This is a genomic window from Photorhabdus kayaii, from assembly GCF_025384895.1.
GTDB lineage: Bacteria > Pseudomonadota > Gammaproteobacteria > Enterobacterales > Enterobacteriaceae > Photorhabdus > Photorhabdus kayaii.
The window spans coordinates 37552-49082 of the sequence record NZ_JAJAFZ010000038.1; the positions used below are offsets into that span (position 1 = coordinate 37552).

Sequence of the window (11531 nt, forward strand, 5' to 3'; positions counted from 1 at the left end):
ACGATGGAAAAACAACAGCCAACCCTTTCATTACGAGTACTCAATAGTGATCAACTGGAAAGCGGTAAATCCGCCAGTTGCCTATTCTCCACTCAAGGTGGCACTGTCGGCAGCAGTAAGAGCCATCTTTGGTCCATTCAGGATCTGCAAGGCAATATCGATCCTTCACAATTTACTATTCAGTGGCGAGATGGCGCATTCTGTCTACAAATGATCGCTGGCCCTCTATCTGTGAATCAATCACCATTGACCTCTGGTGTTAGCGTCATCCGACTGCAACAAGCGGATGAAATTACCATTGGTAAACTGGTGATCAAAAGTTATATCAGTTTTTCCGACGCAGATCGCATTGATCCCATGACAGTATCACCGGAATCACTGGTCTCTAGCTATAGCAATCCACTGGACGCGATGATGGAAAAAAAACCTGTCCAGGATACCGCGTTCACCGATCATGATTCTTTGGCACCCACGATTAAGCACGATTTCAGTCACGATCCGCTTAAGGTTCTCGATAGTGAAAATCTAACCACACTGGACCAGACCTTAGAGAATGACGACATAACCCAAAGCCTACAACAGGGCCATTACCAAGCTCCATTATTCTTCTCTCCCCTCTCAGATAACAGAGGCAATGCTATGGATCGGGATTTTGTTGATTTACCGAATATCTCTTCACCTTTAAGTGAAGAGTACCAGGACATGGAACAGCAACATGTGGCTATCACCCCACTGATGCGAGGGTTGAACACACAATTGCCTTTGCATAACAGCCAACAGGCTAACGACTTTCTGGAAGAAATGGGTAAGACCATGAAAGCGGCAATTGAAGGTCTACTGGTACTGCAACGTACACAGCATGGGCTGCGCGATAAGCAATTGCGCCCTATCGAAGATAATCCGCTACGGCTGAACATGGACTACAACACCACTATGCAGGTGATGTTTGCGGATCAAAAAAGCCCAGTACATCTCTCTGCCCCTTCCGCTGTCGCTGAAAGCTTACATAACCTGCAATTGCACTATCAGGCTAACCGGATTGCGATCACTGCCGCCTTGAACACCATGCTAGATGCTTTCTCACCGGAACACCTACTGAGCCGTTTTGCCCAGTACCGCCGCAGCAATGAGATACAGGAAAAAAATGCAACCTGGGCATGGGAAATGTACACCAGCTACTACCGCGAACTGGCTTCCAGCCGCCAACAGGGATTCGAAAAACTGTTCGGTGAAGTCTATGAGCAAGCTTATGACCGTGCTCTGCGTCAAGGTTTAGAGGATAGCCAGTAATGAAGCGCTCCGGCGGTAATACCTCATGGTCCGGTAGCTATACCGTATGGTTTATATTGCTGGCAGCGCTGATATTAAGCGGCTGTAGCAGTGCATGGCAAGCAACGAAGAAAGTCGGACAGGTAGTCTGGGACCCATCAACTCCTGTCGGTCAACCTGCGAACTTACCTTCCACCGTCGCGATAACTTTGCTGGCAGAACCTGATATCAACCCCAATAAAAATGGAGAAGCCACTCCGGTTGAAATGCATCTGCTCTATCTCAGTGAAGATTCCCGTCTACTTGCCGCTGATTATGACCAACTGGCGAGTGACAAACTGGATAAAGCGCTGGGGAAAAATTACATCGACCATCAGGATTACACCTTATTGCCGGGGCAGTACAAACCACTGCCAGTCATCCCGCTGGAAAAAAATAGCCGTTACATCGGCGTTATCGTTCGCTATGCCGATATTAATCAATCCGAATGGAAAAAGGTCATCCGTGTGAAAGACACAGGACAGCAATACCACATTCTGGTGCATATCAGAGCGAACGAAGTTGAACTTAGAAAAGAGGAGCAATAATTATGTCAGGTAAAAATCGGGTGATTTGGCGCGAAGGATTATTCATCAAGCCACAACACTTTCAGCAACAACAAAAACATAATGACTATCTGGCTCATAGCCGCCTGACAACCTTTATCGAACACTATTACGGTTTCAGTTCCCTGACTATCGACAAAGATCTTCTTGCTCTTGGGCGTATCAGTATTACCGAAGCCAGCGGTATTATGCCGGATGGCACTATATTCTCGATTCCCCATCAGGATGCCACTCCCCAACCGCTTAATGTGATCGATATTAACGGGCCTGGCAGCAAAAATATCTACCTGGCACTCCCCATAACTAACGATACCTTTAATGAAATCTCCCATCCTGAATCCAGGCATGCTGGGGCTGTACGTTACCGTGCACATATAAATAATATCCGTGACTTGCATACGGATGATGGTGATGTCAGCCCCGTCACTCTGGCACAACTGACACCGATTTTGAAACAGGGATCAGAAGACCTCAGTGCTTTTTCCCTGCTGCCACTATGCCGGATAAAAGAGGGGGTTAAAGGTGCAGCCCTCGCTCTTGATGAGGATTTCATCCCAACTTGTACTGCTGTCAAAGTGTCCGAAAAACTGCAACGCTATATGGGTGAAATAGAAAATACACTAACGGAACGAGCTCAAACTCTTGCGAAGCAGATTGGTTCACCTGGTCAGCAAGGCGTTGCTGATGTGTCTGAATTTATGATGCTCCAGTTACTTAACCGAGTTCATCCCTGGTTTACCCATTATTCTAAGCAAGCTCTTCTTCACCCTCAGGACTTCTTCACCCAAGTTCTCCAAACTTGGGCTGAATTGAAAACATTTACGGATAAATCCCGTTTGGTCGGCAATGTACTAAATTATGATCATAGCAATCTGACTGACACATTCCTGAACCTCATGCGTCACATGCGCCGGGAAATGAATGTCGTTCTGATGCCACGAGCAATCGCCCTACCGCTACAGATTCAGGGGAATGGTTTCCGGGTAGCAACTATCCATGATCCCGATCTATTACACAAAGCAGCTCTCATCTTGGCCGTTCGCGCGCAGATTCCACAGGAGCAGTTACGCCGACAGTTCGTTCAGCAGATCAAAGTTGCATCGCAGGAAAAAATCCGCGAAATGGTCAGCGTCCAGTTACCCGGGGTCGCTATAGAGGCGCTTTCCGCCGCTCCACGTCAATTGCCTTATCACGTCGGCTACACCTATTTCTGTTTTGATCAACAAGGTCCGGCATGGCAAGAGATTTTGAAGGGCAACTCCATCGCTTTCCACGTTTCAGGAGAATTCCCTGGATTAGATATGCAACTCTGGGCAGTCAGTAACGGGATTGATTAATGAAAACTGAAACCATAAATGACAATCCTATTCCGACGCAGGAAGTCACTGATAATACTGTGCATCTTCAGTATCAGTTACCGCTACGCGGAGAAAGCCTAAACCCGATGATCGATGCCGCTACACCGCTGCTCGGCATGGTCATGCGTCTAAAAGACATGGGTGAGCAACCACTGCCGGACCAGCTTTATCAGCAGGTCGTTACTGATATTCAGGCAATTGAACAACTTCTACAAACCAAAGGTTATGAGCCGGGCGCCATTATCTCTTTTCGCTATACGCTCTGTACCTTCATTGATGAAACCGCATTGGGTCATGGTTGGAATAGCAAGAATGAGTGGTTACAACAATCACTACTGGTTCGATTCCACAACGAAACTTGGGGTGGTGAAAAAGTCTTTCAATTGTTAGATCGTTTGATGGGTGAACCGCAGCGCTATCAACATCTGCTGGAGTTTATCTATCTCTGTTTCTGCCTCGGTTACCGTGGTCGCTATAAAGTTGCTTCGCAGAAAAGTGATGACTTTGAACGTTTATTCCGTCGATTACACCAACAACTGCACGCGTTGCGGGGCGAAGCTCCTTCCATCATTCTCCACAGTAACGCCAATGAGCGTAATGATCGCTATCGCTTGGGTAAACGTCTGACCATTAAACATCTGTTCTGGAGCGGTATTACGCTGCTCGCTATCGTTTATGGCTTCTATGCTATCCGTCTGCACAACCAAACCCAGAACATCTTACAACAGCTAAATAACTTACTGAGCTAGGAAAGAACCGATGATTCAGATTGATCTACCTACATTAGTTAATCGCTTAAATCCGATGACTCGGCACGCTCTGGAAGCGGCGGCGGCGCAGTGTGTCAGCCAACAGCAACCTGAGATCACGGTTTCTCAGCTACTACTGCAAATGATCAACACGCCCCTTAGTGATGTCAGAGCGATCTTCAATCAAGCCGAAGTAGACAGCGATTTGTTGAAAGAGCAACTTGATCAGATGATCCCTCACCATCAAGCAATGGTTCAGGCCTATCCTAGCTTTTCTCCAATGCTGGTGGAGTGGTTACAGGATAGCTGGCTGTTAGCATCAACTGAGATGCAGCATCAGGAATTGCGCAGTGGTGTCATGCTGATGACCTTGCTGTTCAGCCCGTTACGTTACCTGACACCACAATCCTCACGTCTTTTATCGGGCATAAACCGCGAATTGTTACGCCAGAATTTTACCCAATGGACCGCGGGTTCTGCCGAACAACCGGTTGTGGAAAACGATAAAAACGGACAAGGCAAGGCTGCCGCCGGCAGTGATAGCTTGCTTGCCCGTTTTACTCAAAATATGACAGAACAAGCTCGTCAGGGAAAACTCGATCCTGTTCTATGCCGTGACAGAGAAATCGACCTAATGATCGATATTCTCTGCCGGCGCCGTAAAAACAACCCGATTGTGGTGGGTGAAGCAGGCGTCGGTAAAAGTGCGCTCATCGAAGGGTTGGCTTTGCGCATTATCGACAACCAAGTGCCGGAAAAACTGCGTAACAGTGAATTGATGACGCTGGATCTGGGAGCGCTACAAGCGGGTGCGGCGGTAAAAGGGGAATTTGAAAAACGTTTCAAAGGCATTATGAATGAAATAAATCAGTCATCCGTACCGATTATTCTGTTCATCGATGAAGCTCATACCCTGATTGGCGCCGGTAATCAGCAAGGCGGACTGGATATCTCCAACCTGCTAAAGCCCGCTCTGGCACGGGGCGAATTGAAAACAATTGCTGCGACCACGTGGGGCGAATACAAAAAATATTTCGAAAAGGAGGCTGCCCTCTCCCGCCGTTTTCAATTAGTTAAAGTGGCCGAACCGACTGCGGAAGAAGCCATCATTATTATGCGTGGCCTGCGGGCAATCTATGAACAATCTCATGGCGTATTAATCGATGATGAAGCGCTAAAAGCCTCTGCGGTATTAAGCGACCGTTACCTCTCTGGACGCCAGTTGCCAGACAAAGCCATTGATGTGCTGGATACCGCCTGCGCCCGCGTTGCCATCAACTTGACTTCACCGCCGCGCCAAATTTCTGCCCTGAAAAACCAACTGCATCAGCAACAAATGGAATCAGACGTGCTGGCAAGGGAACAGCGCATGGGACTCAACCAGCATACGGATAGACTGGATGAACTGCGGCAACAACAGCAGGAAGCCACGGAGAAATTGGCTGAATTGGAAGCCAGTTGGCAGCAACAACAGCTATTAGTTCAGCAAATTATTGAACTACGCCGTCAACTATTAACCGATAAGGCAGAAGAGAGCGAAGCCGCCGCCGAGGTAACAACTGACGAGTTGATTGCACAATTGGCTGAACGCAATGAACAGTTGGAACAATTACAACAACAACAAACGCGCGTTTCGCCTCATGTGGATAAGACCCAGATTGCGGCGGTTATCGCTGAATGGACTGGCGTCCCCCTTAATCGCCTGTCACAGAGTGAACTTTCCGTGGTGACTGAACTGCCAATGCATCTGGGACAAAGCATCAAAGGACAAGATCTCGCGATTAAATGCCTGCATCAACATTTGTTGACTGCCAGGGCGGACCTACGCCGTCCCGGTCGTCCATTGGGCGCCTTCTTGCTGGTAGGGCCCAGTGGCGTCGGTAAAACTGAAACCGTTTTACAGATTGCCGAATTGATGTTTGGCGGACGTCAATATCTGACCACTATCAATATGTCGGAGTTTCAGGAAAAACACACGGTTTCCCGCCTGATGGGTTCGCCTCCAGGCTATGTTGGCTATGGGGAAGGCGGCGTACTCACCGAAGCTATTCGCCAGAAACCTTATTCCGTCGTCCTGCTCGATGAAGTGGAAAAAGCGCATCCTGATGTATTGAACCTGTTCTATCAGGCATTCGATAAAGGTGAGTTAGCCGATGGGGAAGGCCGAGTGATTGACTGTAAAAATGTGGTCTTCTTTTTAACGTCCAACTTGGGCTATCAAACTATCGTCGACAATGCCGATAAACCGGCAGAGATGAATGACCGGCTTTATCCTGAACTGGCGGCTTTCTTCAAACCCGCCTTACTGGCACGAATGGAAGTGGTGCCTTATCTACCGTTAGGACACGACACCCTGAAAACCATTATTCAGGTCAAACTGGCGCGCCTCGATAACTTATTGCGTCAACGCTTCAATGCCGAAGTCACCCTGAGTGATGAGGTGGCTGAAGAGATACTGCAACGGGCAACCCGGGCTGAAAATGGCGCGCGCATGCTGGAATCGATCATTGATGGCGCTTTGCTGCCGCCATTATCTCTGCTGTTGTTGCAAAAAATGGCGGCCGGAAAGCCGATCAGCGCTATCCAGCTCACTGTTAACGACCATCAATTCAACGCGGTGGTTGAGGAGATACCATGAAACAACGGCTGAAAAGCGCATTAGCGTTATTGGAAAATGACTCTATCGAGCAACTGGTTCACCACTTTCTTCAAGTGAATCACCAACGCCAGCGTTTTGACGCCTTGCTGGTCTCTCTGCTTAACGTGAATGAAAACCGTCTGGAATGCTACCGGCTGCCGGCGCCAAACCAAATAAGCGCGCTACAACTGGATGTCAATATCGGTGATATTAACCATCCACTGATACAAATCCTGTACAAAGGTACCCCTACGACCTGGGAATCACTCAATCAGGGAGTACGAATAGACAATCGAAACTTTCGCATTTTCGTCGAAGAACTCCCTCATCGCTGCGGCCTACATGCTATCCCGTTGTTTAATTGCAACGGGCAAGCGTGTGGCGTGATTGCTGTTTTCGCCAAAGATGTTCGTCGTTTTGCTGACGATAGCAACATGTTTTACATCTACTGCCTCGTCATGCAACACCGATTGAAAAAATTACAGGAACTGGAACAACTGCGTGAACAATTACGCCAGATCCGCCAGGTTTTTCAGACACAACGCCAGAAAGAAAAACAGCTTGATGAATTGCTGGCTTCGTTAAGTACCACAGCAGAAAACAAAACATCAGCCAGCGTCTCCCACGATTACAGCAAAATCGACGACTTATCTCAGGCACTCGAAGAGTTCGAATGCGCAGTACTGATACAACGCCAACATATTTACGGCAATAACACCAAACAGATTGCCGCAAGCTTGGGTATTGCACCCCGTACACTGACTTACAAACTGGCAAAATACAGGTGTAAATTATGAGTTTCTTGTTACTTGTCAGTTCATTAATCGCCTCTCTGACGGGCAAACCTGATATTCAGCCAACTCAGGAAACCCCAACAGCGCCTTCACTACCCGCTTTACTGCAATGCCGGGCAGAACCGTCGCCGTTGGTTAGACTCGATTGCTACGACCGTCTATTGGATAAAGTCGATAATATTGCCGTTATCCCGTTAGAAAAAACTGGCCCTGTTTGGCGACAGGCAATGGAACAGGAGATGAAACGCACTGACCATTCAACCGGCTTTATCACCACCCAATCTGACAGTATACCGACTCGCGTCATACTGACCACACCCGCAATGGGTGTTCCACCACCACGGCCAGTACTGATGCTGAGTTGTATCGATAGCATTACCCGAATACAAATTGCCCTGGCTAAACCACAAGATAGCGGCACTGTGATGATTTCGACAGAAATCACCCAATTCAGTGCTGACTGGTTCTTACGCGAAAACGGCTACCTGCTGGAATCCAGCCGTGGACTCCCGGGCATTGAAGAACTCAAACGACTGATGACAGGAAAAACCCTGACCATCAAAACCGGCAACGGAAACCGAATGACATTTAACATTTCTCAACTGGAACAGGCGGTGAAACCTTTACGCTCCGCCTGTCGCTGGTGATCTCAATGGATATCAGGAAACAATTTGACTGGCAGGGCCTCCTGCTGACCCCCCTGCCGGATGAACTCATCAGCCGGGCGCTGGATGAAAACGAACCCGCCTGGGAATATATCGACGGGGAGATGGTTAAGCTGGGATCGCTAACCCATTCCAGCCTTAATATTGAAGAGATCCAGCGTCAGGCGCTGCAACTGTTCAGCGAAAAAAGCAAAGATTTCAGACTGATGGTTCATTTACTGCGGACACTGCAACACGGCAGTCACCCCGCTGAACTCATCCTGGCAATGGAGCTGTTGGCCGATTACATCCCGCATTACTGGCAGGCAGCCTGGCCACAAAAACCTCAGCTCAAGCGCCGCCTGGCCCAACAGGTGATTAAACGTTTTGACGCTGCGCAACCCGGCTTCTGCGAACAGGCGGATGAGACGCAGCGCGAAGAGGCACAGGGCGCACTGGCGCATCTGGCACAATGCTGGCATACCGACGAACCGGCACTGGCTAAAGAGATCGACCGGTTACGCCCCTGCTACGCCCGTAAACCTCAGCCCAAACCGGTCGCCGCGCCGGCTGAACCGGCAGAAACAACGGCACAATCGGCAAACACGTCAGCACGGACATCCCCCCCTATACCGGATGTCACTGTAGACAGTACCGGTGAAAAAGCCTGGAAACAGACGCTCCTGACCGTGGCCGACCTGCTATGCGAACGCCAGCCTGATGCCCCGGTGGGTTACCGTCTGCGTCGTTATGCCATCTGGCACGCACTGACCACGGCACCGATGGCGGATAGCGCCGGCAAAACACCACTGGCGCCGACGTCGGCAGACCGTACCGCCGATTATCTGGCGAAACTCCCGGCGGCGGATAACGCCCTGCTGCAACAGATAGAACAGAGCCTGACCCTGGCCCCTTACTGGCTGGACGGGCACGCTCTCGCGGCGCAGGCCGCCGGGAAACTGGGTTACCACGCCGTCGCTGACGCTATCGGCGATGAACTCCGGGCCTTTCTTGACCGCCTGCCGGTCCTGCAAAACCTGTCTTTCTCTGATATGAGCCCCTTTATCTCAGACGCCACGCTGAACTGGCTGCATCCTCCGGCAACCGCCACCGTCAGCCACGGCACCACGCAGGAACAGGACGCCATCTGGCACTGTTTTCAGCAACACGGCCTGGAAGCCGCCCTAAAAGCGGCGGAACAATATCAGCAACACCTGACCGAACCCCGGGATCAGTTCTACGGTCAGTTACTGACGGCACAGTTACTGGAGCAGGCGGGCATGAGCGCGCTGGCACAACAACATTACCGCCAGCTGCGCCAGGCCGGACAGCACCTGTCACTCGCCGACTGGGAACCCGGCCTGCTGGCGGCGCTGGCCGAAAAAGCCCCGATGACCGCCCCCGCCAAGGCGACGACCGCAAACAGGAGCGTTAAACCATGAACTGGCTTTCTCTACTGCTCAACAATATCAAAAAACCGGCGATGCCGCGTCTGCCGCCCCTGAAAGCCACCGCCTCGCTGATACTGGCCCTCCTGCCCTGTCTGGCCCTCCTCTGGCTGTGGTGGTGGGGACCCGACTGGCAGTTTAAGCAGACTCACCCGCTGGAAACCCTGTCTGCCCGCTGGCTGGCGACGGTCATCATCCTCCTGCTGGCCCTGAGCGTTGTCGGGATAAAAATCTGGCGCCGCCTGCGCCAGCTTGAAAAGCTTAAACTGGATGTGGAACTGAACACCGTCGATCCGGCGCGGGCCGACATCACCCGTCAGGACAGGTATCTCCAGCACTGGCAAGCCCGGCTGCAACGCCATCTGGGGACCCGGGATTATCTCTACCAGCGCCCCTGGTACCTGGTGATGGGCAACACCGGCAGCGGCAAAACCTCCCTGATTCAGGCCGGCTGCCGGCTGACTGACATTGCGGCCCCGGACACCCTGAGCGGGGAAGACGCGCTGCCGCTGCATCTGCGCTGCTGGCTGGGGGAGAAAGCCGTCCTCATTGACCCGGACGGCTTCCTTATCGACCAGCTATCGCCGCCGGACACCGGCCAACCCCAGCTGCCCGCCCGCCTGTGGCAGGCCCTGCTCGCCTGGCTCACCGAAAACCGTCAGCGCCAGCCCCTTAACGGCATTATTCTGACCGTGGACATTCACCGCTTACTGACCGCCAGCAAAGCCCAGCGGGAACGGGAGATTGCCGCGCTGCACCTGCGCCTGCAAGATCTGCGGTTAACCCTGCATCATCATCTGCCCTGCTATCTGGTGCTGACCAAACTCGATCAGCTGCACGGTTTCAGTGCCGCCTTTCAGTCACTGGACAGGCCGCAGCGCGCCCAGATCCTGGGCGTCACCTTTAGCCTGAACGCGCAGGACGAGCAGCGCTGGCGCGCGGAGCTGGCACAGTTCTGGCACCAGTGGATGCAGCAGCTCAACGCGGCCATGCCGGACATGATGCTCAACAAAGTCGACAGCAGTCAGCGCAGCCCGCTGTTCAGCTTCACCCGCCAGATACAGGGGCTGCACAGCTATCTGGTGCCGCTGCTGGAGGGGCTCCTCGCCAACGGCGGCCCGGCACAGCCCGGCCTGCGGGGGGTTTACCTCACCTCGTCCCAACAAATCGGCCAGATGGATGACCTGTTTACCCAGTCTGCCGCGGCGCAGTATCACCTGGGGCCGCAGGCTTTTCCCACCTGGCCGGTGGCGGACACCGTGCCCTACTTCACCCACGCGCTGTTTGAAGAGGTCCTGCTGGCCGAACCGAATCTGGCGGCGGAAAACCGCCTGTGGTTAAGCCGCCACCGCCACACACTGCTGACCTTCTCCACCGTGGGCGCCGGGGTGGCGCTGGCCCTGTGGACCGGCTGGCACGCCGCCTATCAGAAGAACTACCGGGCCGGCGACGAGGTCCTGGCGCAGGCCAAAACCTTCCTGTCGGTGCCGCCCCCCAAAGGCGAAGACCGTCTCGGCAATTTACAGCTTCCCCTGCTCAATCCTATCCGCGAAGCCACCCTGGCCTACGGGGATTACCATCAGAAAGGGCTGCTGGCGGATATGGGGCTTTATCAGGGCGCGGCGGTCGGCCCGTATGTGGAAAACACCTACCTGCAACTGTTGTCTCAGCGCTTTCTGCCGGCCTTAATGAACGGCCTGCTGGATGACCTGAACCGGGCGCCGAAAGGCAGCGAAGAAAAACTGGCCGTCCTGCGTATCATGCGGATGCTGGAAGACGGCAGCGGCCGCCATAAATCGCTGGTCGAACATTATATGCAGGCGCGCTGGAGCCAGGCGTTTAACGGCCAGCGCCCGTTACAGCAACAGTTACTGACGCATCTGGACTATGCCCTGGATCACACCGACTGGCGGGCCGCGCGGGAGGCGGGCGACCCGGCCGCTATCAGCCGCTTTGCCCCTTACCAGCGGCCGATGATAAATGCCCAGAAAGAGCTGAGTCAGCTCTCTATTTATCAACGGGTCTA

The 11531-nt window shown here is 52.3% G+C and carries 9 protein-coding genes; all 9 read left to right on the plus strand.

The features are described 5' to 3' along the window. Positions 1–3: 3 nt before the first annotated feature. A complete protein-coding gene (tagH, locus tag LGZ98_RS14595) occupies positions 4–1290 on the plus strand; it encodes a type VI secretion system-associated FHA domain protein TagH (protein WP_113043132.1) in 1287 nt (428 codons plus the stop codon). Beyond that, positions 1290–1856, plus strand: a complete 567-nt coding sequence (gene tssJ / locus LGZ98_RS14600) for a type VI secretion system lipoprotein TssJ (RefSeq protein ID WP_113043133.1) — start codon at positions 1290–1292, stop codon at positions 1854–1856. The genes tagH and tssJ overlap by 1 nt, the downstream gene beginning before the upstream one ends. Before the next feature lie 2 nt (positions 1857–1858). Then, complete coding sequence (tssK, locus tag LGZ98_RS14605; RefSeq protein ID WP_113043134.1) at positions 1859–3211, plus strand: type VI secretion system baseplate subunit TssK; 1353 nt, start codon at positions 1859–1861, stop codon at positions 3209–3211. Next, positions 3211–3981 carry a type IVB secretion system protein IcmH/DotU gene (icmH, locus tag LGZ98_RS14610; RefSeq protein WP_113043135.1) on the plus strand — a complete coding sequence of 257 codons (771 nt, stop codon included), beginning with the start codon at positions 3211–3213 and terminating at the stop codon, positions 3979–3981. The genes tssK and icmH overlap by 1 nt, the downstream gene beginning before the upstream one ends. A 10-nt stretch (positions 3982–3991) precedes the next feature. Further along, on the plus strand, positions 3992–6619 hold the full coding sequence (tssH, locus tag LGZ98_RS14615) for a type VI secretion system ATPase TssH (protein WP_262978220.1): 2628 nt from the start codon (positions 3992–3994) through the stop codon (positions 6617–6619). Further along, complete coding sequence (locus LGZ98_RS14620) at positions 6616–7416, plus strand: helix-turn-helix domain-containing protein (RefSeq protein WP_262978221.1); 801 nt, start codon at positions 6616–6618, stop codon at positions 7414–7416. Before tssH ends, LGZ98_RS14620 begins: the two co-directional genes overlap by 4 nt. Continuing rightward, complete coding sequence (gene vasI / locus LGZ98_RS14625; RefSeq protein WP_262978222.1) at positions 7413–8060, plus strand: type VI secretion system-associated protein VasI; 648 nt, start codon at positions 7413–7415, stop codon at positions 8058–8060. The genes LGZ98_RS14620 and vasI overlap by 4 nt, the downstream gene beginning before the upstream one ends. Positions 8061–8065: 5 nt before the next feature. Next, positions 8066–9499, plus strand: a complete 1434-nt coding sequence (gene tssA / locus LGZ98_RS14630) for a type VI secretion system protein TssA (RefSeq protein WP_262978223.1) — start codon at positions 8066–8068, stop codon at positions 9497–9499. Further along, positions 9496–11531, plus strand: a 2036-nt coding sequence (tssM, locus tag LGZ98_RS14635) for a type VI secretion system membrane subunit TssM (protein WP_262978224.1), incomplete at its 3' end; no start/stop codon positions are given. The genes tssA and tssM, both read left to right, overlap by 4 nt.

Bases quoted from the DNA above. Each gene is read 5' to 3' on its own strand.
- tssA (WP_262978223.1), top strand. From the start codon at position 8,066: ATGGATATCAGGAAACAATTTGACTGGCAGGGCCTCCTGCTGACCCCC.
- vasI (WP_262978222.1), top strand. From the start codon at position 7,413: ATGAGTTTCTTGTTACTTGTCAGTTCATTAATCGCCTCTCTGACGGGC.
- tssH (WP_262978220.1), top strand. From the start codon at position 3,992: ATGATTCAGATTGATCTACCTACATTAGTTAATCGCTTAAATCCGATG.
- tssJ (WP_113043133.1), top strand. From the start codon at position 1,290: ATGAAGCGCTCCGGCGGTAATACCTCATGGTCCGGTAGCTATACCGTA.
- tagH (WP_113043132.1), top strand. From the start codon at position 4: ATGGAAAAACAACAGCCAACCCTTTCATTACGAGTACTCAATAGTGAT.
- LGZ98_RS14620 (WP_262978221.1), top strand. From the start codon at position 6,616: ATGAAACAACGGCTGAAAAGCGCATTAGCGTTATTGGAAAATGACTCT.
- tssK (WP_113043134.1), top strand. From the start codon at position 1,859: ATGTCAGGTAAAAATCGGGTGATTTGGCGCGAAGGATTATTCATCAAG.
- icmH (WP_113043135.1), top strand. From the start codon at position 3,211: ATGAAAACTGAAACCATAAATGACAATCCTATTCCGACGCAGGAAGTC.